At 66.8% G+C, this 24,485-nt stretch carries 13 protein-coding genes; 6 read left to right on the top strand and 7 right to left on the bottom strand.

Going from position 1 to position 24,485, the window contains the following annotated elements; all coding sequences use genetic code 11:
* From M0G41_RS07240 to M0G41_RS07230, 3 genes are all read right to left on the bottom strand, one after another.
* The coding region (locus M0G41_RS07240; RefSeq protein WP_248207031.1) for an FG-GAP repeat protein at positions 1-1,824 on the bottom strand (1,824 nt) is incomplete at its 3' end.
* Between the two features lie 284 nt (positions 1,825-2,108).
* Positions 2,109-5,336: an FG-GAP repeat protein gene (locus M0G41_RS07235; protein WP_248207029.1), complete on the bottom strand. Its 3,228-nt coding sequence runs from the start codon at positions 5,334-5,336 to the stop codon at positions 2,109-2,111.
* On the bottom strand, positions 5,290-9,168 hold the full coding sequence (locus tag M0G41_RS07230) for an ATP-binding protein (protein ID WP_248207027.1): 3,879 nt from the start codon (positions 9,166-9,168) through the stop codon (positions 5,290-5,292). Before M0G41_RS07230 ends, M0G41_RS07235 begins: the two co-directional genes overlap by 47 nt.
* Before the next feature lie 285 nt (positions 9,169-9,453).
* On the opposite strand from M0G41_RS07230, the gene M0G41_RS07225 reads away from it, so the two are divergent.
* Both M0G41_RS07225 and M0G41_RS07220 read left to right on the top strand, forming a co-directional pair.
* Positions 9,454-10,176, top strand: a complete 723-nt coding sequence (locus M0G41_RS07225) for a TMEM175 family protein (protein ID WP_248207024.1) — start codon at positions 9,454-9,456, stop codon at positions 10,174-10,176.
* Between the two features lie 563 nt (positions 10,177-10,739).
* Positions 10,740-11,669 carry a hypothetical protein gene (locus M0G41_RS07220; RefSeq protein WP_248207023.1) on the top strand — a complete coding sequence of 310 codons (930 nt, stop codon included), beginning with the start codon at positions 10,740-10,742 and terminating at the stop codon, positions 11,667-11,669.
* 484 nt (positions 11,670-12,153) lie between these two features.
* Here the strand turns inward: M0G41_RS07220 and M0G41_RS07215 are convergent, their stop codons facing one another.
* Both M0G41_RS07215 and M0G41_RS07210 read right to left on the bottom strand, forming a co-directional pair.
* A complete protein-coding gene (locus M0G41_RS07215; protein WP_248207021.1) occupies positions 12,154-12,477 on the bottom strand; it encodes a hypothetical protein in 324 nt (107 codons plus the stop codon).
* Between the two features lie 58 nt (positions 12,478-12,535).
* Positions 12,536-12,955, bottom strand: coding sequence for a DUF1801 domain-containing protein (locus M0G41_RS07210; protein WP_248207020.1), 420 nt, complete (start codon positions 12,953-12,955; stop codon positions 12,536-12,538).
* A gap of 1,475 nt (positions 12,956-14,430) precedes the next feature.
* Here M0G41_RS07210 and M0G41_RS07205 point away from each other — a divergent pair.
* On the top strand, positions 14,431-16,413 hold the full coding sequence (locus M0G41_RS07205) for a hypothetical protein (RefSeq protein WP_248207019.1): 1,983 nt from the start codon (positions 14,431-14,433) through the stop codon (positions 16,411-16,413).
* 73 nt (positions 16,414-16,486) lie between these two features.
* Positions 16,487-20,566: a TolB-like translocation protein gene (locus M0G41_RS07200; RefSeq protein WP_248207018.1), complete on the top strand. Its 4,080-nt coding sequence runs from the start codon at positions 16,487-16,489 to the stop codon at positions 20,564-20,566.
* Positions 20,567-20,619: 53 nt separating this feature from the next.
* On the opposite strand, the gene M0G41_RS07195 is transcribed toward M0G41_RS07200, so the two are convergent.
* Positions 20,620-21,630 (bottom strand): GlxA family transcriptional regulator, encoded by a 1,011-nt coding sequence (locus M0G41_RS07195; RefSeq protein ID WP_248207017.1) that lies wholly within the window; start codon positions 21,628-21,630, stop codon positions 20,620-20,622.
* Positions 21,623-22,054: a hypothetical protein gene (locus tag M0G41_RS07190; protein ID WP_248207016.1), complete on the bottom strand. Its 432-nt coding sequence runs from the start codon at positions 22,052-22,054 to the stop codon at positions 21,623-21,625. The genes M0G41_RS07195 and M0G41_RS07190 overlap by 8 nt, the downstream gene beginning before the upstream one ends.
* A gap of 207 nt (positions 22,055-22,261) precedes the next feature.
* Here M0G41_RS07190 and M0G41_RS07185 point away from each other — a divergent pair, with 207 nt between their 5' ends.
* Positions 22,262-23,158, top strand: coding sequence for an aldo/keto reductase (locus M0G41_RS07185; protein WP_248207014.1), 897 nt, complete (start codon positions 22,262-22,264; stop codon positions 23,156-23,158).
* A gap of 22 nt (positions 23,159-23,180) precedes the next feature.
* The gene (locus tag M0G41_RS07180; RefSeq protein WP_248207012.1) at positions 23,181-23,978 is read left to right on the top strand and encodes an NRDE family protein; all 798 of its coding nucleotides are present in this window, start codon (positions 23,181-23,183) and stop codon (positions 23,976-23,978) included.
* Positions 23,979-24,485 lie beyond the last annotated feature (507 nt).

Below are 24,485 nucleotides of genomic sequence, written 5' to 3'. Positions count from 1 at the left end.
GTTGCCGCCAAGAGCCAGGTCATCGCCGCCGTTGTTGCGCAGGACCAGGCCTGACCCGGATAGACCGGACAGCGTGCCGCCCACCGAGAAGGTGTTGGTGGAGCAGGTCACTTCAACGTGGGTGATATCCGCCGAGCTGACCGTGCCACTGCCGTTGGCGACGGTGCAGGTCTGGTGCGGAGAGACGGGCTGGCGTGCCACCGCAATGCGGTAGCGTGTGCCATCGACCATGGCCCTGTCGAAGGTGAAACTGCCTGCGCTGCTGATCGCTAGCGGGTCCTCGGCTCGGTTCCTCAGTTCGAGCCCGCTGCCGACAAGTCCAACGACGCTGCCCCCCAGCCGATAGCTGCGCAATGGGAACACGTAGGCAGCACCGCTACGGTCCGCTCCATCGTCATCGCCATCCCCGTCGATGCCGGTCGACCGGCTGGACTCAAGCGGCGCGCCCACGGCGACGACATCGCCTTCCAGCGCCACGTCATTCCCGAACCAGTCACCCTGCCCTGCATTGTGGGCCTTGAGCATCGACTGTTGCCGCCAGCCCACATCACCGCGCACGAACACATACGCTGCGCCGCTGTCGGTCAGCGAGTCATCGTCCTGGCTGCCGCCGACCGGACTGTCCTCGCGCCGGGCGCTCACCACCACGACGTCACCGGAGACGGCCAGGTCGTCGCCGAATCGATCGACACTGCCGGGGTTGCTGGGTTTGAGATAGGCCTCCTCGGTCCAGACGTCGGCCTCGCGCACAAAGACGTACGCGGCGCCACTGTCGAGCACGCTGTTGTCCGCCCCGTCACCGTTGACGGTACGGGCGCCCCCGTCTTCCAGAACGGCGCCGACCACCAGGGTGTCGCGGAAAAGCGCCACCTCCTGCCCGAAGCGGTCATCCGCATCGCTGTTGCTCGCCTTGATATAGGCCTGCTCGCGCCAGATCTCGCCCTCACGAACAAATACGTACGCGGCACCGGCTGCGACAGCCGAGTCATCGTGACCGTCACCGTTGACGCCCCGTGCAGAGCTGCTTTCAGCAACCGCGCCCACGGCAACCGTGTCGCCGAAGACCGCCACCGACACGCCGAAGCCATCGCCAGCGCCGGCGTTGCTCGCCTTCAGGTAGGCCTGCTCACGCCAGGTCTCGCCCTCACGGACAAATACATAGGCGGCGCCGCTCCGGTCTGCGAAGTCGTCGCTACCATCGCCGTTGACCCCTCGGGCCGCGCTGTCTTCACCAAATGCGCCGACCACGACCGTATCTCCCGACACATCGACAGACCAGCCGAAGAGGTCTCCCGGGCCGGGGTTGCTGGCCTTGAGGTAGGCCTGCTGGCGCCAGGTGTCGCCGCTTCGAACGAAGACATAGGCGGCGCCGCTGGAAGGCATCGAGTTGTCGTCTGCCTCGCCGTTCACCCCCGTGGAGGCGCTCGATTCATAGATTGCACCCACCACGATGGTGTCGCCGCAGATCGCCACGGCCACCCCAAAGTCGTCGTTCTCCTCGGCATTGCTAGCCTTGAGATAGGCCTGCTGCTCCCAGCTTCCGTTCCTGCGGACAAACACGTAGGCCGCGCCGCTGCCCGGGACGGAGTTGTCTTGCCCACCCTGCCCCGCCCCCGGCGCAGCGCCATCCTCCTCGGGCGCCCCCACCACCAGGGTGCTGCCAGAAAGAGCCAGTGAATAACCGAACTGATCGCCGGCATCGACGATCGCGGCCTTCAGATAAGTCTGGCCAGCGACAGAGGTGATGCCCTTCCCCTTTGGCCCGTTCCGGACAACCCGTTCCGAGGCGGTCGCAGGGGACGCTTGGCGCAGTTGGGCGGACACCTGCGCCCAGTCGGAGCCGCTCAGTCCCTGCGGCAGTGTTGGTGATGCGAAGGCAAGACCCGATACCAGGGGCAGCGCTAGGGCGAGGGTAGAGAGAGATCGGATCAAGCGTAGAGCAAGGTACATAGAACCCCCGAATGTACGTTCAACGGTTGGGCAGGCTCTGGGCATCCGGAATCGCCAGGGCTGCCCGGAATGATGTGAATCAGTGCTTGGGTGGTGCGGATGCGGAAAGCACTTCGCCCGCGGCCGATTCAAAGGAATCGACCGCGAGCGCCGACGCGCTACTCGTACCCCGAGCGGAACAGCGCCTCCGGCGCCGCCAGCTCGGACAAGACCCGGCGCAGGCTGCCGACCCGCTCGCTGCGGGCATCGGCAAGGCCCGTCCCGGTCAGCTCGGCCACCAACTCGATGAACCGCGCGCCCGGCACGAGGCGCCCGCTCACTTCGATGCTGACGCTCTGACCGACAGCAAGCCGCACCTGGGTGCGCACGTCCCCGCTGCCGTTGATCGGCGTGCAGGCGGCCGGAGGCGTGCAGGACCACAGCACCTCGCTCAGCGCGCCCTGGGCAGTCAACCGCACGCTCGCCGCGGCGAGCGGCTGCGGGCCGCGGTTGCTGATCTGCAGCGCGTAGCGCAGCAGGGTGCTGCCCTGGGCCACGTCCTCTCGCAGGTCGGCGCTGCCCGGATCCAGGCGCTGCAGAAGGAGATCCGTATGGGCGCGTGCGTTGACGTAGCTGCAGGTGATGCTGACCTGCGAGACCGCGGCGCCGCTGACCGTCCCGTTGCCGTTGCTCACCGTGCAGGACTGTGCCGGGGCGCCGGGCTGGGCGTGAACGGTCACCGCATAACTGCCTCCGTCGACCACAGGCGTGGAGAAGCTGAACGGGCCCTCGGCGTTGATGACCAGGTCGTCAACGCCGTTGTTGCGCAGGACCAGGCCCGAGCCCGTCAGCCCGCTGACCGTGCCGCCAATGTCAAAGCGGTCGATGGCGCAACTGACGACGACATCCGTGACGTTGGCTCCGTCTACCGTTCCGCTTCCGTTGGCGATCGTGCAGGTCTGGCTGGGTCCGGTGGGCTGCGCGGCAACCGTGACGCTGTACGGGGTCAGGTCGAACAACGGCGTAGCGAAACTAAAGCGACCGTTCACCCCCACCAAGAGGTCATCCCCGCCATTCTTCTGCAGCACGAGGCCTGCGCCCTCCAGGCCCTCTGTCGTTCCGCCGATGGTGTACGTGCCGGGGACGTAAAAGACGTAGGCAGCGCCGCTTCTTGCAGTTCCGTTGTCTGACTGCTCTCCGTCAACCCCTGATGCGCCGCTGCTCTCCCAGAAAGCCCCGGCCGCACCGACTCCACCGGAAATGCCGAGGGAGGTACCGAACCCGTCCTGAGGATCCGCATTGCTGGCCTTGATGTAAGCCTGCTGGCCCCAGAGCCCCCCAATGCGCACGAAGCCGTATACAGCCCCGCTGCCGCTGTTGGAATTGTCGTTCTCATCGCCTCCCACACCCCGGCTGCCGCCATCCTCTCGCGGCGCACCCACCACCAGGCTGTCTCCGGAGATGGCGACTGATGCGCCGAACCAATCGCCCGCTTCCGTATTGCTCGCCTTGAGGTAGACCTGTTGTCGCCAGCTCTCGCCATCCCGGACGAACACATAGGCAGCGCCGCTGTCGGGCGCCGAGTTGTCGATGCCCTCGCCATTGACACCGGTGGCGCTGCTGTCCTCACGGAATGCACCCACGACGATGCTCTCGCCCGACACCGCCACGGCGGAGCCGAACTCATCGCCCTCTCCCGGGTTACTCGCCTTTAGATAGGCGTGCTGAGTCCACGATCCTGCGCGGCGCACGAAGACATAGGCGGCCCCGCTGTCGAGCAGCGAGTTATCGGATTGATCACCGTTTACGCCACTGGCCGCGCTGGCCTCGTATCGCGCGCCGACCGCCAGCGTGTCGCCAGCCAGCGCGATGGCAGTTCCGAAGTAGTCTCCGGCGTCGGTGTTGCTGGCCTTGAGATAGGCCTGTTGCGACCAGCTCCCGCCTGCTCGCTCGAAAACGTAGGCAGCGCCGCTGTTGCTGGCTGAAGCGTCGTCCTGCCTTCCATCGACCCCTGTCGCACTGCTCGCCTCAAGTGGCGAGCCGACCGCGACGGTGTCGCCCCATACCGCGACCGAGGACCCGAACAGGTACGAGCCACCGGGGTTGCTCGCCTTCAGATAGGCCTGTTGGCGCCAGACACCTGCCTCACGCACGAAGACGTAGGCGGCGCCGCTTCTGAACAGCGAATCGTCGGACGCATCGCCATTCACGCCTATGGCGGCGCTGCTTTCGTTCGGGGCTCCGATCACGACAGTATCGCGGGAGATCGCCACCGCCGTCCCAAACCCATCCAACTCGCCGGGATGGCTGGCCTTGAGATAGGCCTGTTGCCGCCACGCGCTGCCCTCGCGCACGAAAACGTAGGCAGCACCACTGCTCAGCAGAGTATTGTCAGCTTGGTCTCCGTTCACGCCGCGGGCAACGCTGTCCTCGGAAGGCGCACCCACCACAACCGTGTCGCCGGACACCGCCAGAGCGATGCCGAAGTTGTCATCCACATCGGGATTGCTGGCCTTGAGATAGGCCTGCTGGACCAGGGTCGGATCAATGGTGACCGGGTACACCGCGCCGCGATCGTCGATCTGCAGGGCCAGCTGCCGTTCGTGCAAGACCATCCGTGCCGGCAGTTCGCGCTGCTGCGCATCCCACACCTTCAGGCCCTGGTAGCGCAGCTCGGCGCGCGTATCGAACAGCCTCAGATACTGATTGGGCAGATCGCCTTCCAGCGTCATCTGCAGGCTGCTTTGCACGTCCAGAAGCACCTCCAGCGGAGCACCCTCAGCGCCGCCTGCCGGGCGGCGGGCCAGCTCGAACCACTGCTGCGCTCCACTCGGACGGTTCTCCCACCACTCGCGAAAGCTGGGTGTCCACTGCGTGTGCACCGCGCCCTCCTCGGCGCGCTGGGACAGCGGCGTGTCCAGCCGCTCCCGCTCATCGGCGTAGCCGACCGACAGGGGGCGGATCCGCACACTGAAGTCCACGTCCGCGTCGGAGGGCGTGACCCCGGTCTGGCCGTCGGCGCCAAACCGCAGCCGGTAGCCCTGCCCGGGGTTGGCCATCAGGTACCCGTCCCCCGCCTCGATGGGCGCATAGGCCTGGGCTTCGATTCGCGACTGGATCTGCGTCCAGTCCGCTTGCGCAAGCCCATCCGGCAGGTCGGGCCGGGCCTGCACCCAGGTGCCGATGAGAGCGAGCAGCCACCAGGCCCGGATCAGAGCCGGGCGAGTGCGCATGGACACGGTGAACCCCCTTTGCGTGCGGTCTGACCGCGCTGACTGTGCGTGCAGAGGGGCGCTCGGCGCTGCTCCAAATGGTGCGATCTCGCGCTGGAATGTTGCAGGAAGGCGGCCGCGCGCTTGGCTAGGCCGACCCCGCCCGTGGGTGAACGCCTCTCTGGCGCAGCTCACCGGGCGGCATGCCATAGGCCTCGCGGAAGCAGCGGCTGAACCAGGACAGGCTCTCGAAGCCGCAGGCATAGGCCGCCTCCGACACCGAGCCTTCGCCGCGGAGCAGGCGCTCGCGGGCCGCGGCGAGACGCACGCCACGGATGAACTCGACCGGCGTACCCGCTTCAAGCTGCTTGAACTTGCGGAACAGCGCGCTGCGGTCCATGTGGAGGGCGGTCGCAAGCTCGGCGACGCCAAAGTCGGCTTCGTCCAGATGCGCCATGACTTGGGCGCGGGCATTCGCCAACAGCGCAGGTTCGCTGGGGGCCGGTGAAGGCGCCTCGACCGGCGGGCGTCCCTCGAAGCGGCGGCGGGCACGCAGTAATCCGGCGATGCGCGCGAGCAACTCATCGCTGTCGAAGGGCTTGGGAAGATAGTCGTCGACGCCCGCCTTCAGGGCAGTGGTGGCGTCCTCGGCATCCTTGGGTCCGGCGACCATGATGAAGCCGACCCCATCCAGTTCGCTGTCCGCGCGCACCGCTGCGACGAGGGCCATGCCGTCCATGCCGGGCATGCGCCAGTCGCTGACGATGACATCCGGCAGCTGCGCTCGCGCGAGATCCAGTGCGGTCTGCCCGTCACCCGCCTGCAGGACGCGGTAGTGTATGGCGAGCCGCCGGGCGACAAAGGCGCGCAACTCGGAGTTGTCGTCCGCCAGCAATACGCAGGGGAGATCTTCGGTCCCGCGATGGGCGACAGCTTCGGCGACGGGCGTCCGGAAATGGGCGATCGGATCCTGCCCGTCCTGCCCGCTCAGGGCGGGGTACTCATGGGAGCAGCGGTGATCCTTCGCATCATCGGCGTCGGAGGATCCCGGTTCCGCACTTGGGAGAAGGAGGATGAAGCAACTGCCGCCACCCTCCCGAGCGGTGACCTCCGCACGCCCCCCGTGGGCCTCGACCACTGCGCGGACAAGGGCGAGGCCGATGCCGGAGCCGACGCTCTGCTGACGGCTCGTGCTGCCGCGGTAGTAGAGTTCGAACACATGGGGCATTTCGCTTTCGGGAATGCCCTCCCCGCGGTCGCTGACGCGAACCTCGCAGCGACCGCTGGGGCGATCAAGCGTCACATCGATTGGGGCCCCGGGCGGCGAGTATTTGAAGGCATTACCGATGAGGTTGATCAACGCTCGTTGCAGCTGGGCCTGGTCGCCCTCGATCCAAGCCGGTACGGAGGCGCCCTCCAGCGTCAGACTGCGCTGCTGATGTGCGGCGAGGCTTTCAAACAGTGAAAACACGTGGCGCAGGAGCAGAGCCAAGTCGAACCGGGTCGTTCGCAGGCGAATGCCCTGCGCAGCATGCCGATTCAGTTCCAGGATCTGGTCGACAAGTACCGCCAGTTCTGCCGCGTTTCTCTCCATCACGCGAAGTTCCGCCGCTACCGACGCCGGCACACGACCCGCGTCTCCGCGGCGCATGCCCCGCAGCGGTCCGAGAATCAGCGAAAGCGGGGTCCGGAATTCGTGAGAGACACTGGCAAAGAAGCGTGTGCGGGCTTGGTCCATCGCCTCAAGACGACGGTTCTGTTCGGCGATCTGTTCCGCGCGCTCGGCCAGCTGCACGGTGCGCTGTTGGACTGCGGCCTCCAGCGCGCGCGTGCGCTCCAGCAGTTGTCCGGTGCGCAGCCGGGTCACCCAGCGCATGATGAGCGCCAGCAGCGCAAGCCCACCCAGCGCCCAAATCGCTCGGGCCACGCGGTGTGTGTACCAGGGGCGGGCGATCACAAACCTGTAGTTCGCCCCCTTACTCAATCGTCCGTTGGCGTCCCGTGCCTGCAGGTGCAGCCTGTACTGGCCGGGCTGCAGGCCGGAAAGTTCACGCGTTGCCTCATTCCGCCACGGTGTCCAATTGCGTTCGTGGCCCTCGGCCCAAGTCCGGTACTGGAAGGGACCGGCCAACGGGTCGCCGGCCCAGGCCAGGGCAAAGCGCAGGGCACGCGTACCGGGCTCCAGGGCAACCGCGCCATGGGGATCAAGCGGCAGCGCATCGCTACTCGACTCCCATGAGACGACCTGTGGAGACGGCAAATGCTTAGCTTGCGACGGGGCGGGGTCGAGGCGAAGCAGGGCGTGGTTGGTCGCGATCCACAGCGTGCCGTGTGCATCTCGCAAGGCGTCGGCGGGAGGGAACCGATGCCAAGGAGCCAGCGCCACGGGGTCGCTGCGCAGGTTGCCGCCCTCTGTCCAGCTTGCACGCTTGAGCTGGCCATCCAGATAGATCAGGAACTCCGTTTCCCCGATCGCCAACATACGATGGACGTTCTTTCCGCAGAGTCCGGCCAGCGGTCCACTGACGCAGGCGAAGCGGCCTTCGGGCGCGGGTTCAAACAGCCCCTGCCGCGTCGCAATCCAGAGCCGATTGCCTACGCGATAAGGGCGCGTATCGCCGAGTGGAAGGCCGGCTTCTGCGCCGAAGAGGCTGAGCGTGCCGTCGGTAGCCACGCGGGCAACGCGTTGCTGCGAGCTACCCGCCCAGACAACGCCGTCGGCGGCCAGGGCTAGGTGAGTCCATTCCCCCTCGCTGCCGGCGAGCCGTTCAGGCGCATGGGCCCCGGAAAGCGAGAGGCGGTGCAGTCCGTCCCCGGTTGCGACCCAGGCGGTGTCACCATTCACCAGCAGGTCAAGCGTGAATCGGGCCGGCATCAAGAGATCCGGTTGCCTGGGATTGCCCTCTCCGTCGAGACGGGTGCGGTAGACCCCGCCCAGCGCTCCCAAGAGCAGGTCACCTTTCACGTCCAACATGCGCCACACCTGGCCTGGCAGGGAGTCCAGCCGACGGGGCACTGCAGTGCCCCGGCCCAGGCTGAACACACCGCGCTGTCCGGCAGCCAGCAAGTGCCCGGAATGCTCGACAAGACTGAGCACAGGCGCCAGCCCGAAGTGCTTGCCGAACGCGGTCAGGGGTCCTGGCCAAGCGACTACGCTAACCCCGCCTTCCCCGGCCAGCCAAAGGCGTCCGTCCGGCCCCGCCGCCGCATGCACCTGGGTGTCGGCTGGCAGGCCGCTTTCGCGATCCAGGCGGAACGCCGGCTGCAACTCGGCATCCAGTACCAGCGCCCCCCCACCCACCCCCACCAGGACTACTCCGCCATCAGGGAGGGCCGCCATCTCAAGACCAAGGTGGTTGCTCAGCCAATCGCTGGCGACGCCCTCAAGTTGAGTCCAGCTACCGTCCTTGTTCAGCAGATACAATCCCTCAACGGCCCAGCCAAACAACTGGCTCCCATCCGGTCGCTGCACGCAGCCCATCCACAGGTCGCCGCGGAAGCGCTCCGACCCCGGCACAGGCTCGAGCGCACGCCGATCTTCAGACAACGCAAGCAGCCCGCCCTTGCGCTCGTTGATCAGATAGCGCTCACCGCACAGCCTGCCGACCTGGAACTCGATCTCCGCGGGCAGGCTGTGAACCCCCTCCCGTCCCCAAACCACCAGCTGGCGGCTATCCTGGAGAAGCAGGTCGCCATCGAGACGGCTGATATCAAACAGGTCACCGAGTGCGCGGGCAGGCATGGGGATCCGGTCACGCCAGGACTCCAACTGCAGCCGGCCATCTGCGGCGGTTTTCACTGCGCCGAAGTCATCGACGCTGGCATAAAGCACTTGGCCATCTGGCTCCCGCCAAAGGTCGCGCACCCGGGTGCCCTGCGGTGTGGGGGCGAAGACCCAACGCTGGCCATCGAAGCGCAGCACGCCGCCGCCATTGCCGGCCAGGACCTGACCCTCCCCCAGCGGGAGAACGACGAAGTTCTGAAAGTGTGCGCCGAGCTCAATCTCAAAATGATCGAACACGCGCATCGGGGGAGTGCTCGCTGCTCCTGAGGCCGGCTGGAACAGGAGGAAAACAAGTGGCAGCAAATTGGAACCGCTGAACCTCAGAGATCCCAGCATCGACAACCCCGCCCGACGATGACGAAACACAAAGACTAGCCGAAGCCATGGAGAACACCAGCACCGCCCTTGACTTGATGGTGGGTCGGCAGCGGTTCCGCGGTAGCGGAGGGGGCGCGAGGTACGACGCCGCCCACCCGGTCAGTCAAACCCACCGTGGTAGCGTAGCCCCTGGTTTCAAGGAGCGCCTGCATGGCTTCGGCACTCAGCGCCGTGGGGATCGAGCGCGGCGACAAGGTGACCCGGCTCGAGGCATTCGTCGATGCCTCCTTCGCCTTCGCCCTGACCTTGCTGGTGATCTCGGGCGACACCATCCCGGGCAGCATCGGCGAGCTGACCGATGCGCTGAAGCAGATCCCCACCTACGCGCTGAGCTTCAATCTGATCGCGCAGTTCTGGAGCTCGCACGCGCTGTGGAGCCGCTGGTTCGGCCTGGACGATGCCCTGTCGCGGCGGCTCAGCCTGACCCTGGTCTTCGTCCTGCTGATCTTCGTCTACCCGCTGAAGATGGTCTTCGCCGCCTTCTTCCACGCCATCAGCGCCGGCTGGCTGCCGGCCACCTTCACCCTGCAGAGTGATGTCGAGCTGCTGGTGATGTTCCAGGTCTTCGCCGTCGGTTACGGCAGCATGGCGATCATAATGGCCCTGCTCTTCGCTCACGCCGCGCGAATGGCCACGCCTCTCGGCTTCACCCCCATCGAACGGATGCGCGCCCGCCACCATCGCACCAACTGGCTCGTCGTCGCCGGCTTCTGCGCCCTGTCCTTCGCGCTTACCCTGATCCTCCCCACCGACCGTCCCCTCGGTCACTGGCTGGGCCTGCCCGGCTACATTCTGTTCGGACTCTTCGTCTTCCAGTTCATCCGCTGGCGCGTATTCGTCCGGCGCGAGCGGCGGATGGAGGCGGCGGGATAGGCGAGCAGCTATTGCTCGACGGACGAGCCGCCCGAGCTGCTTCCGCACCGCGGAAGAACCCAGGGGCCAGTTGGATCATGCTGGTCGCGGCCAGCCAGGGACATCCGCAGCTGATACGGCGAGGTTCTGGCAATAGATTGCCTCGGGGAGTGCGGGATTGGGCGCACGTTTGCCGCTCCTCACCGCCGCGGATGGGCGGGCTTCTCGTAGGAGCGGACATGGCCGCGACCGCAAAGATTCGCTCTGGCCACGGTCTGTGGTGGATCCGATACGCCGCGGTCGCGCCCATGTGCGCTCCTACGGTCGGGCTTCATTGGGCGTGAGCGAAGCCCCATAGGGTGTGCCTTGGGCGCACCGGTATGGGCATTCGGACGGTACGCCCGGTGCGGCCAGCCGCACCCTATGAATATCTGCTTTGCGCCGAAGCAGACATTGCCGAGCGCACCCCTGCAAACTACTCGTGCCCAGTCCGGCACCGTGCACCATTTGGTTGATCGGCCAAACGATAGGCTAAAATCCCCGGCCATTCTGTGATTCAACCGGAGGTTGCCTTGAAGTGTCGCTTGCTCGTGCTTCTGGCAACCGCTGCGGCGATTGGCTTTTGCGCCCTGCCACGGGCGACGGTGGCGTCCGATCTGCCTGCCGTGCCCTGCATCAACTGCGATGCGGAGGACTCCTTCCTGCGACCGACTTCGGGCCTGTGGTACGACCCGGACCGGCCGGGCACCGGTGTGCTTGTCCAGTTCCAGGGCGACATCGCCTTCGGGGCGCTGTATGCCTACAACCCGGACGGCTCAGCGCAGTGGTACACGTTTTCCGGTCCGCTGCGTGATTCCGTCGAGGGGGGCTATCAGCAGACGGTCGAAGGCGAGTTGCTGCGATACTCAGGCGGGGAATGCCTGAACTGCGAATACACGGAGCCCGAGGAAATCGCCGACGCCGGGCAGATCCGGCTGCAGTTCCGGCAGGCCAACTACGGAATCCTGACGGTGGCAGGCGGAGAGCCTCGCAGGATCTTCCCGCTCGTTGTCGGCGTCGACACCGCGGTGGATCTCGAGGGCACCGGTTATCCGGTGCCAAGGTTGACGGGCGTCTGGGTCTTTGCCTTTCAGGACACGCGTGAGCCGCTGCCCTACGGGCGCGCTTCCTCCGTTCTGCATCTCGGGCCGAGGTTCCTGACCGTGGATCCGTCCAGCGGCAGGACGGACCGTTTCCACTTTCCATTGAGTTCCTACGCGTTTCGCGGACCGGAGCAGTCCGTCATCGGAGGTCTCACCTGCGGGATCAATCTATTGAATGCCGAAAGAACCGCGCTCAAGCCGCCCTCCTGTGAACTGAGCTTGATCGTTCCCTCCATCACCGATGGGTCAAAGAGAGTGATCTTCAACATCAGTCTTGCGAACTTCGGTGTAGACACCTTTTCCGCGGTCAGCGATGACGGCGTGTTCCTGTTCCAGGCCTTTCGAGTATCCAAGCCGCTGGAATCCGATTGAACCGCCACGTGGCGGGGGCAGAAGTGGCGGGGTCAGCTCGATTCGCGGCTCCGGTCGTGCGGCGTGGTCGAGCGTACCAACGCTTGATGGGCGGAGACGCATGCGGTTTGTTGATCGCCCCAGTAAATGTCGTCCATTGCGGTTCAACGAGAACCAACCATCGATGATGCATTCTCGCCGGTTGCTCACACGGTAAGAGCTGATTTCCGTCCCGCGGCTCGGCATCTCGGACGGCGGCCAGCGCCGACGGAATATTCGGTGCGCCGAGGCGCACCCTATGAGCGGGCTTCGCCGCGCCGCTTGGGCTCCTCCCCTTGCGCTGCCGCAGACTGCGGAGGGGGAGGCTCGGAGGGGTAGGGCGGTAAGCGCAGTTGTGGCGCCCGCGAACAGGTGCTTCCCCGCTGAAGCGCATGAGGGAACCGAACCCGTTCGGACTGAGGTATCGAAGTCCGAACGGCCCCCATTCGCCGCGTCTGCGGCGCCGCTATCGATAGGGGTCCGCGGGCGTCAGCGCCGGACTTGCACTGCCGTCGACGCTGAGCGTGATGACGCTGCCGCTCTGGCCGCCATTGCCCAAGTGGTAGCTCTGCCCGGCCTGCAGGCGGATAGGCCGGAGGGTGCGGTGGATCAGCGGCCGGTTCGGGTCGACCTGGACCCGTGCGGTGCTGGCGGTCTCCTCGATGACATAGTTGGCGAAGTCGCCGTCAACCGTGCCGGGGCCCTTGCGGTCGATGAGCATCGAAGTGTCCTCGTCGATGCCCGGGCCCGCGCTGCGCTGGGCCGTGCGGTCACCGCGTATCCTGGCCATGAGGCCGGCAGGCCCACTCGGTCGCGCCGCGCGCGGATCCACGAGTTGGCGGAATGCGCTAACCGCGGCAGCTGGCGACGGCGTGGGCGAAGTCGCGGGCGACGATCTCGCGCAGCACGGCGAGGTCGATATCGGCCAGCTTGTTGACGTAGAGGCAGGCCACCGACTTGCGATGCTTGCCAAGCCGCGCGTAAAGCCCGGCCGCACCGGGAAAGCTGTCGCCGACGTAGAAGCTCATGTTGGCCTTGCGCGGCGAGAAGGCCGCCTGCGGCATGTCGCCCTCGCGCCCGCTGTCGTAGACGTAGTGCATCGAGCCGAAGCCGATGATCGACGGCCCCCACATCACCGGCGGCAGCCCGGTCACGTCCTGGTACAGCGCCAGCGCGGTGACCGCATCCTCGCGCCGCCGCGCCACCTCGATCGAGTCGATGAACTCCGCCACCGAGGCCGTGGTGGGCCGGGTCTTGTTCTCGGCCATGGCGATACCTCCGGGGGGGGCGCCCTTTCGACGACGTTTGGTCACGGTAGCAGCATGTGCTGGGCGGGAGGAGTTGGCCTTGCCCTTCAGTTGCGCCTCAAACGGATAGGGCGAAGGGATGTCTGTTGCGGGCGCAAATCGGAAGTTCGCCACCGACCCCGATCGGGCGGGCTCCTCATAGGAGCGGACATGGCCGCGACCGCGGAGATTCGCTCTGGCCGCGGTCTGTGGTGAATACGCCGCGCCGCGGTCGCGCCCATGTGCGCTCCTACAGTCGGGCTTCGTCGGGCGTCGACGAAACCCCATAGGGTGAGTCTTGGACGCACCGATTCGGGCGTTCGGACGGTGTGCCCGGTGAGGCCAGCTGCACCCTATGGATGTCTGCTTTGCGCCGCCAAGCAGAACTCGCCGCAGTCGGATTGTGGGGGGCGCCCTTGGGCGCGACCGCGGCGCTACGGATTCACCTCAGAGCGCGGCCAGATCGGAACTCGCGGTCGCGCCCAAGGACGCTCCTACAGTCGGGTTTCGTTGGGCGTCAGCGAGATCCTATAGGGTTTGACTTGGCGCGCGGGCACAGGCTTTAGACGGTACGCCCGGTGCGGTCAGCTGCACCCTATGGATGTTTCCCTTGCGCCCGAACCGCGCCCGCATCCGAGGGCACTCCACAGAATGCACGGCAGTTCGGTGGATGTCCGGAGAAGCATTGAGTCGCTGGCGGATTCCGCGCGGCGGACGCCTATCGATGCAAGTTCGCCGAGTCCAGACGCTCAACCGGAGCATGCAGTGGGGCGCCGGAGTGGCTCCACTGGATGTCGACTAAGCGGCACGTTCAGAAACTCTCGCGGGCGGGTTGCCCAGGCGGGCTGTTGGGCCGCGTGCGCAGCGCAGTTGCCGCTCAACGCCCCCGCAGCCGAAACCGCTCGCGGTAGTCGGACGGCGTCTATGTAGTTGCAATTGCGGGGCGTGCGGTGGCCAAAAGCAACGGACCTGCCGCGAGGCCTGGAACGTATGTCGACGCAGATGCGCGGGCGCAGGCGGCTCGTTCCCTTGGCTCCCCGGCTGCAGCTTCCCCGGCCTCATTGCCGGCTTGATTCAAGCGCGCCCAGTTGACCTTGGTGCAAGAACGGCTGCGCGCGTCCAATCCTGACGCAAATCGTCCAGGAAGGCCCTTTCGTGGCATCTTGACTGTCAATCAGGAGATTCCTTAATTTCTGCGACACAGTTCACGCAAGCGAAGACCAACCTCGGCTCGCCCTCGCAGGAACGTCCGTCATGCCGTCGGTGGTGATCGGGCCTGAAGCGCGGCGAGCCTGACAGAGGGGGCGGTGCGGAGAGCAGGCTCGCTTGGAAGGCGGGCAGCGCAGCGTCCTGGCGAGGGGGCGCGGGTTGCGCAACGGTTCCGGGGAAAGGGGCTGGCCCTCGGACTCGAAGAAGCAGGACGCGCCAGTTGTCGCTTCCATACTCGGAGATCCTGCATGTTGCGCACGCTCGTCGTCGCGTCGTTCGGCGCGTTGTTGTCCTGTTTCCCTGCGATCGGTCACTCGGCCTGCAGCATCGACCGGGTGTACTCCACGGGCTTCGAAGTCCAGGGGGCGTTGACCCTCAGAGGCTACGTGGCCGGGCTGCAGCAGGCCAGGGTCGAGGTGCGCCAGGGCGCCGCCGTTCTCAATCAAGCCACCGCCAATCAGGGGGCGTTTACGCTGCAATTGCCAGCCGGCGCCGCCGAGGCTGTCATCGAGTTGCGCCTGCGCGGGCTGGTCGAGAACGGTCAGGAGTTCATCGAGTTGGCCTCGGTGCTCGGGCCGCGCCGGTTTCTGGCCGAAAGCGCGGAGGCCGACGGAACGGTTTCCGCCGGAGCGGTGCCGGCGCTCGCCGTATCGCCCAAGTCGACGGCCCGTTTTTCGATGCTGAATAGCGAAGTGCCGCTTCCGGCAACCGAATGCCAACTTGAGGCTGAAGGCGCCGCGCTCGACCAAGAGGAGCTCTTGCGTCGCGCGGCCGTCATCAAGCTGTTGATCGAGAACGGAGGCGTCTACGCCTCAAGCGGGCAGTCGTCCAAGGGATCAGCCTCCACGCTTGACGTGCTGTTGTCTCCCACGCTGCTGAGCGAACAGGTCAACGCCATCGAGCAAGCGCGTCCGGGGCAGCTGGCGGCAACCGCCAGTCTTCTGGGAGAAGACTTCTGCGCCTACTTCCAGCCCGAGGCGGTTTTCATTTCGGCCGATGCCGATCGCCAGTACAACATTTTTACGGGCGAAGTTTTTCGAATCAGCGACCCGGTGAATGGCGAGCACGTCAACACCTTCGGCAGGGACCGATTCACCTATGAGTGTCGCGACGACCAGCTGATCGCCCAGCTGGAGGGCGAGCGGATTTCGGTGAGCTATCCGGTCAGGCAATTTCCTTCGGGCGCGCGGCAGGTCCAGCAAGAGTTCCGCACGCGGCAGATCAGGGTCATCCGGATCGATGCATCTTTCGACGAAGTGCGGGTGCTGCGCAGCAGCCAGATCGAGGGCAGCTTTCCCTTCGAGAATCTGCCCAACGAACAGAACGTGGAGGATGAGACGCTATCCCTGATCCGCCAACCAACCGCCGCGCCGTTCAGCGAGCAGCTCTTGCGTGGCACCGAATGGGTCTTGCCGAGCCGTCAGGAGACTACGCCCGCCTCCCAGCTCGGGGTCGAACGCCTGCGTTTCGAGGTGACGGGCAATACCGCCACGCAAGTGGACACCGGCGCATCGATGAGCTGGGAAGTGACACCGCGCGGGGAGCTGGTCATCAGCTCGGCGACGCGTATAGCGCGGGTGATTCCCCTGCGCTCGGTGCCCGGCGCCACCCGGGTCATGACCCTGGTCGATTTTGCGGACGGCAGGCGGGCGGCCTCCTCCGAATTCGCGGTGAGGGTCGAGCAGACGAACGACTGGGAGATGGAGGCCAATGTCCCGGCGACTTATCTGCAGAATGCCGGCAGGGTGTTGGGCGATAGCTTCTTCTGGCGACTTTCTGCCGACCGCTCCGCACCGGCCTTCAGCCGGGTCGCGGGTGCCGATGCCTTTGTTTTCCGTCTGCACTGGACGCGTGACGGCTCGACTTCCGTGGTCCTGCGGCGCTGCCGAGGGCCGGACGCGTCGAACGCGATGGTGGAAAAGGTAGTCACCGATCGTGAGCCGGTCATCGGCGAGTGCACCCAGTTCTACCGTCGCCGCGAATGGACCCTGCTCAACAGCCAGGCCGACCCTGACGGTGTGGGCCGATGGCTATGGGTGATCGAGGACAACCGGGACTGGAGCGGGGTGGATCCGGCGTCAAGCGCCGAAACCTTCCGCTTCTACCGGACGATCCTGTATCGCCGGCAGGCCAACGATGCGCCGATCCCCAAGGGCGAGCAGGCCGACATCGACGATCCATTGGGTGCGACCGGCTTCGTGCCTGCGACGCATAACGCCGCCGCCCGCTAGCACCCGCCGAGAGGCCGCCAGCGTGATTCGGTGCTGGCGGCCCGGTTGGCACATCCCATGAGTGCCCGGCTCGATGCCGGACAAGAAGAGGTTCGCGATGACGACGTTCGATGGGGTTCGGAGCTTCTTGTGTATTGTCGCGCTGGTTGGCCTGCTTGGCCGATCTCCACACGCGACCGGGGCCAGCTACGAGTTGATCACCGAGGCCGCGGTGCCTGCGGTCCTTCAGCCCAACTCGTCCGGGTCCGGGTTCCCCGACGCATCCTCGGACGGCCGGTTTGTGGTCTTCGCAAACTTCTCCAGCAATCTCGTGCCGACCGACAACAACGGCACCTGCGCCGACATCTTCCTCTTCGACGCTCAAAGCAGCGCCGACACCCTGGAGCATGTCTCCGTGAATGATCAGGGTGTGGGCGGAAGCAGCTGCTCCTACTCGCCGTCTATCTCGGCCGATGGACGTTGGGTGCTGTTCTTTTCCTTCTCAACCAACCTCGATCTGACCCTGCCCGGCTCTGTGGGCATGTTCCTGCGCGACCGCCAGGCCGGTACCACCCGCCGCGTGGATGTGCGCCCTGACGGCCAGCCGATGTCGGTCGGGGGCGGCGTGCTGTCCCGGAACGGGCAGTTCGTTCTGCTCTGGGACCGCGCCGATGGCTATCTCTATCGACGCGACCTGCAGGCGCAGCAGACTGTCCGGGTGTCCCTGGATAGCTCGGGCAATCCAATTGCCTTCAGCTCCCCGTTTGGAGTCGTCGGCAACTTCCAGTCCATGGCGATATCCGACGACGGCAACGTGGTCGCCTTCGCCACCCAGGCCGATGTGCCCTCGATGGGCGATACCGACGGAGCGCGGGACATCTATTTGCGGGATATCGGGCAGGACACCACGGAGCTGGTCACCCGGGCCGCCGATGGCAGTAACCCGCCAGGCTCGGTCTGGACACAGGCCTCGCCGTCGAGTTCGGACTTCAATACCTCATTCATGACCGGTGGGGCCGGGTTCCGCTGGCTGTCGGGGGACGGGCGAAAGGTGGCGTTCTCCAGCCCCGACCCGCTGACGACAACGGACCTGCCCGCCGGGAACCAGATCGTCGACGGCTTTGTGTTCACTCGTGCCGACCAGAGCACGCCCGCACGGCTGGAACTGGTCACCGTCGCCATCAACGGCGCGCGATCGTTTTCGACCAGCCTGGCCCAGGCGCTGTCGTCGGACGGCGCCCGGGTCCTGCTTGAATTCGGCTCGACGGTGTTCGACGGCAGCCAGGGTCTGCTGGGCGCAGCGGTCCGGCGCATGGCCGACGGCGTGCTGGAAAGCGCGCTCCGGGCCTCCTCCGGCCCCCCTGTCCTTCCCCGGGGCCGGACCTCGATCAGCCCCGACGGGTTGCACGTGCTTGCTCATGTGGGCAGCGACAGCCATCGGTTCACCGTGGATGGAGAAGCCCTGAACGAGGCGATCGTGCGCTCTCCAGTGGCTAGCGGCCAGGCCGTGCTGGTCTCCCGACCGAACCGTCTGGCGGCGAACGTCGCCCGGGCCGCCAACAATTCCACCTTCGACAGCGGGTTCTGGGCGCGACGCCTGCTCAGCGCCGACGGCAGCGTGATCGGCTTCGAATCCTGGGCCAACAACCTCACCGGAGATGACACCTTCCGGGGCGCCGATGTCTTCGTAAGGGACCGCTCGGCCGTCCAGACCCGGCGCTACGGCGGCAGCGGAGGCGCCTGCGCCACCACGCATTCGGACCTGTCCGCGGATGGTCGCTTCCTGGTCTTTGAAAGCTGCGCGCAGCTGACCGGGGATGCCAATGGCGGCACCCATGTGTATCGCGTGGATCGATCAAACAACGACATCAGCCTCGTCAGCCGCTCGGCGGGGTTGCCCGGCTCCGTGCAGTCTGCGTCGTTCCCGCTGATTTCGGACGACGGACGGTTCGTCCTGATGTCCTCAAGCACCGAACTGGTGGTCGACGGAGGCGGGTTCGGCCTGTTCCGCCGCGACCTTGTGACGGGAAATGTGGTGCGCGCCAACAGCAATGCGCAGGGCCAACCCGTGCCGCTGGCCTCCAGCAATCCGCACGCCTTCAGCGGCGATGGCCGCTATGTCGCCTTCACTACCTCGTCGGCCCTCGATGCCGCCGACGGCAACGGGCTGCGCGACATCTACCTGAAGGACCTGCAGACCGGCAGTTTGGTGTGGGTGACGCGCCCGGCGCTCGGGCTCAACCTGTCGCTCAACTCCCTCCCGGTGGGCCTGTCCCAGGACGGGCGGCATGTGCTGTTCGTCGCCTACTCTGCGCAGCTTCTGGGGGGTGGGTCGACCTTTGGTGCCAGCTTCCGTTTCGATCGCGTCACCGGCGAGACGGTACGTGTGGACGTCGATACCCAGGGCAGGGCCCTGGGCAGTGCCGTGGCACGCGGCGCGACCAGCGCGGGGAGCACCGGGGTGCGGATGTCGGCCAATGGCCGCTTCGTGGCGGTCGGTGCCCTGGTGAGAGACTTCGTCGTGAACGAGGGGCTCTTCAATGGGCTTTTCGTGCGCGACCTCGAAACCGGGGTCACCGTGCGCCTGACCGCGGGCACGAACGGCCAGACCATCGTTTCGGGGTCGCCCGCGGCCCTGGGCGCCGATGGCCGCTGGCTCCTGTTCAGTTCCAGCATGGCCAATCTCGTTCCCAACGACGGCAATGGCATTATCAGCGACCTGTTTCTGGTCGAGAACCCGCTGTTCGGCGGTGAGTTGGCCTCCGATGTGGATACGCTGACGCCAGCCACCACCGAGCCGAGCCTGCAGGCGGAGATCGCAGCGCAGGGGCGGTTCGTCGTGTTCGAGTCGCTGGACCCCAAGCTCCACGCTCCCTGCCCCGGCGTGGCGAATCCGCCGCTGCTCTGCGGTGCCGGTGGTGGAGCCTGTCCAGCGACCGGGCTGCTCTACGTCTTCCGCCTGGACACCACCCAGGGATGCGTCGATCTGGTCAGCCTGGACAACGAGCAGAAGCTGATCCCGATGCTCGCACTCCACAAGGGCCTTGGCGATCCCCTGCTGGGCAAGCCCAGCGTCTCGGCCGATGGCTCGGTAGTGGCTTTCGTCGCAGATGACACGTCGACCGGGAAGCTGGCCGGGGAAGGGAAAAAGCAGCGCGAGGCGCGACAGAAGACCGGCGGCGTCAGCGTGCTGATGCGCAACATGCTTACCGGCACCACCGTGCGGGTCGGGGCAAGCAACGGCGCCGGCAACGATCCCGCGACCGGGCAGCCATACAGCGGTGGCAAGCCGCAGGTGGCGCCGGGCGGGGATGTGGTGGTCTACACCGGGTTGCGCAATGGCAAGCCGGCGGTGCTGTTGGGAAGGGTGTCGGGAACCGCTATCCAGGAGGTGTGCGTGTCCTGCAAGCGCCCCCAGGGCGTGACCTCGGTAGACCCCTCCGCCTACACCGAGGCGCTGGACGGCTTTGCGCAGAATCCCACGGTGTCTGCGGGCGGCACTTGGGTGGCCTACGAGACCACCGCCAAGAATGCTCCCGACCAAGCGTCTTCCTGCAACAACGGCAGCGGAAACCTCTCCGTGATGATGCGCAACATGATCACCGGCACCACCCGTGCGGTGAATCGACCGGCTCCCGGTGCGGCGTGTCAGAGTGGGAACGCGAGCAAGCCCCGGCTTGATTTTTCCGGGCAGCGGCTGGTCTTCGAGAGTACCCAGCCGCTCGCTCCCGGCGCGGCGCCGCGCCGCGAGGTCTATTTGTACGAGCCGGTGCGTGACTCGCTGGTCCAGGTCAGCGTCGACGGTCTGGGTGGGCAGGTCGATGCCGAAAGCGGCGAAGCCACGATCTCTGGAGACGGCAAGCTCATTGCCTTCACTTCAAGGGCCCGGCGCGGCTACGGCGCGGAGCTTGACGGCTCGGCGCCGGCGGTGAAGAACGTGGTGGTGCGTGATCTGCGTGGGAACGTCGCGCGGCGCCTGTCGAAGAACCTCAATGGCATCGACGCCAACGGCGACAGTGCGAGGCCGTCGCTGAGCTACTCGGGCTCGTTCGTGGTATTCGACTCTCAGGCGTCCAATCTTTCTTCGGCTGACAGCAACGGCACCACCGCCGATGTGTTCTTGCGCAGCAATCCGGTGGTGGTCAACGTCATTTTCGACAGCAGCTTCGAGTGACGGTTGGGACTACCGGATAGGTGCGATGCGCGACGTGAGGTCCGGCTGCCCGCTCAATGCGCCCGCAGCCGGAACCGCTCGCGGTAGTCCGACGGCGTCAGTGTGGTCGCGCGCTTGAACAGCTTGCGGAAGCTGGCGCTGTCGGAATAGCCGCAGCGTTCGACGATCTCGTCGAAGCTGAGGCGGGTGGTTTCGAGCAGGGCCTTGGCGCGTTCGACGCGCAGGCGTTGGATGTGCTCCTGCGGGGTCACACCGAACTGGGCGCGGAAGTGGCGCAGCAGGGATCGTTCGCTGGTGCCGGCCTTCTCGGCCAGCCCGGCGACGCTGAGCGGCTGGTCCAGAGACTGCTGGAGCAGGGTCTCGATGCGCTCGCCCAGCGAGTGGCGGGGTTTCTGGCGCAGGGCCTGGCTGATGTAGGGCGCCTGGCTCTGGCGGTCGGGGTCGAGCAGCAGGATGCGTGCGGTCTGCTGGGCCAGCTCCTCGCCGGCCACCTGGGCGACCAGCCTCAGCACGTAGCTGAGCACGGCGGTGGTGGCGCCCGAGGTGGTGATCGGGCCGTCCTCGACGATCATCTTCTGGATGTCGACCTCGACCTTGGGGTAGCGCTCCTGGAAGACCGCGTCGAGCCACCAGCTGGTGGTGGCGCGGCGGCCGTCGAGCAGGCCGGCCTCGGCGAGCAGGAAGGCGCCGCTGCAGGCGCTGGCGATACGCACGCCGCGCTGCTGCATGCCGCGGATCAGCTCGACCTCGGGCTGCAGGTCGTCGAGCTTGTCGATCAGGTCGTCGGCGCCGCCATGCATCATCGCCGGCACCAGCAGCACGTCCGGATCACCGGGCAGGCAGCCAAGCCCGTCGATGCGCAGACCCGAGGAGCAGTGCAGGTGGCTGGCGCCGCGGGCACTGATCAATGAGGCCTGCAGCTGCAGGTCGGTATCCGGGTCCTGCAGCTCGGCGAGCTTCTGGGCCACGCGCAGCAGGTCGGTGGGGCCGGCCAGCCCGGACAGCATGACGCCGTCCAGGGCCAGCAGGCCCAGCACCAGCCGGCGGCCCGTGCGCTCAGTCATCGACCAGCACCGCGCCGGACTCGCTGACCAGCCAGTCCAGCACCTTGCCGGGCACGCCGTAGGCCTCGACGCTGGCCTCGCGCAGGGCGGGGTCGTCGCAGCGACGCAGGGCGACGCGGCCGCTGTGCCCTTCGGGCAGCAGGGTGGCGGAAGGCGCGATCAGCTGCGGCTGACCCTGCTCGTCGCGGCCGACCAGCCAGAGCCCGGGTACCGGGCGGATCGTGCTCGGGCACAGCTCGGCGCTGCGCACATCGATGGCCTCGCCGACGATCGGCGCGAGGCGCCACTGCTGCGCATCGCGGTCGAGCATGGCGGTGAACTGCCCGGCTTCGGCATAGACCGGGTGGAGGCTGCCCTGGCTGTTCGCCGAGGCGGCGCCGGCTGCCGCGAGGGTCAGGATCGCGGCCGTAAGAAGGCGTTTCATGGGAGGTCCTCGTGCTGTCACCCCTTGATCGGGGCATGGCCAGATTGCGCCTCCCGGTGATCCTGACACAGTGGCGGATCCGACTTGGTAATGGCGATATCCGCCAATTTATGAACCGTTCGGTTTATTTGCCCAAGCGTCCCCGGATGCTTGCGCCCATGCGGGCTGCAGGTATGCTCAGCCGATGGCCCCGAACGCACGAGCTTGATGCACAGGCGGAGCTTCCTCACCGCTGCCGCCCTGGCCGCCCTGCTTCCCGGGATGGGAACGGCCAGCGAGGGCTTGCTGCGTCGCCGACTGGGGCGGGGGCGTCCGGTGGCTGCGCTCGGGCTGGGCACCTGGCGCACCTTCGACCACCCGTCGGGCAGCCCGGACTGGGAGGACGCCAGGAAGACCCTGCAGCGCTTCGTCGAAGGCGGCGGCGAGCTGGTCGACAGCTCGCCGATGTACGGGCTCAGCTCCGGTGCGGTGGGCGAGATGGCGCGCCAGCTCGGCGTCGCCGACCGGCTGTACTACGCGAGCAAGGTGTGGACCCGCGGCCGAGCCGCCGGCCGCGCACAGCTCCTGCGCGAGGCCGAGCGCTTCGGCCGCGAGCGGCTCGACCTGATGATGGTTCACAACCTGAGCGACCTCGTCACCCAGCTCGCCATGCTGCGCGAGGCCTGCGAGGAAGGCCTGGTCGATCAGATTGGAATCAGCCACTACCTGACCCAGGCCCACCCCGAAGTGGAACGGGTCATGCGCGCCGAGCGGCTCGACGTGCTGCAGATCAACTACTCGATCATGGAGCCGCAGGCCGAGGACCGACTGCTGCCGCTGGCCGCCGAGCGCGGCATGGGCGTGCTGGCCAACAGGCTGTTTGCCGAGGGCGCCCTGTTCAGCCGTGTGCGCGGCAAGCCGCTTCCCGGCTTTGCCGCCGAGCTGGGCATCACCAGCTGGGCGCAGTACTTCATCAAATGGGTTCTGGGCCATCCGGCCGTCACCGTGGCCCTGACCGGCACCGGCAATCCCGACCACATCGTCGACAACCTCGGTGGCGCGCGGGGGCCCATGCCGGATGCGGCCCTGCGCCGGCGCATGCGTGAGGCTTTCCTCGCGCTGTGAGGGACGCCACCCACCGCATCCCATGTGCCTGATCGCGCTGGCCTGGAAGGCCCATGCCGAGTTCGACCTCGTACTCGCCGGCAACCGCGATGAGTTCCATGACCGCCCGGCCGCGCCGCTGGCATTCGATGCCGCCAGCGGGATCGCCGGAGGCACGGACCTGCAGGCCGGCGGCCGCTGGCTGGGAATCTCCGCCCGGGGGCGGTTCGCCGCGGTGACGAATGTGCGCCGCGGCGTGCCCGAAACGCCCCGCCCGCGCTCCCGCGGCGCCCTGGTCGAAGATTTCCTGCGCGGCGCCCTCGCCAGCCCGGGCCATCTCGACGCGCTCGGTCAGCAGGCCGCCGACTACGCGCGCTTCAACCTGCTGGTGACCGATGGCGAAACCATGGGCTATGCGGGCAATGCGGACGGCTGGACAGCGACAAGGGTGGCACCTGGCCTGCACACCCTGTCCAATGCCGAGCTCGACACGCCGTGGCCCAAGACACGGCGCCTTCGAGAGGCGCTTCGCGAGGCTCTGGTCGATCTTGGGGACGCGCCCTCGCAGCTGATGTGCGATGCGCTGTTCGCCACGCTGCAGTGGCGCCAGCCCGCGCCCGATACCGAGCTGCCCGATACCGGCATTGGCCTCGAACGCGAGCGCGCACTGTCTCCGCCCTTCGTTTCACTGGGGGTCTACGGTACCCGCTGCAGCAGCCTGGTCTTCCGCCGTCGCGACGGCCGCTGGTGGTTCTTCGAGCAGCGCTATGACTCAGACGGCAAGGTAGCGGGGCGCAGCCTGCTGCACGGTGACCGGAGCGGGCTGCTAGGGAGCCTCTGAATAGGTCCCGTGCCCCGCGTTGCCACGGTGTGCGTTCGCACCAAGGCGGACGCCGCAGGACGTGGTGGTGCCACGTTCAAGGTGGCCAACGCAGGTGCGGGCGCACACCGTGGCAACCCTCCGGGCCGGGATTGTGCAGCCATCCAGCCGCGTTGCGCGTCTTGGCCGTGGCACCACCACGCCCTGCGACGCGCGCCTTGCTGGCCGGCTGCACAGCCTCCGGCGCGGGGCGCTGGACTTGTTCAGAGTCTCCCTAGAGCGCTGAGCACCGGTGGGTCGGGACGTGAAGGCCTTCGGGTCCCGAGCTGAGGTGAATCCGTACTCCGCAATCCGTTCGCAGTGAGGTATCGAACTGCGAACGGCCCACTGAGGAAGCGTTCGGGCTTCGATACCTCAGCCCGTACGGTGGTGGGTGCGGTGGATCGTGGCGTTCGGTCTGCGCTCGGACCGAGTGCCGAAGCGCGCCGAGGGATTGAGCTCGGGTGCTGCGGTAGAGCCACATTCCGT

The sequence above is a fragment of the Pseudomarimonas salicorniae genome, assembly GCF_023156535.1.
Lineage (GTDB): Bacteria > Pseudomonadota > Gammaproteobacteria > Xanthomonadales > Xanthomonadaceae > Pseudomarimonas > Pseudomarimonas salicorniae.
This window is presented reverse-complemented; position numbering and strand designations above follow the sequence as displayed.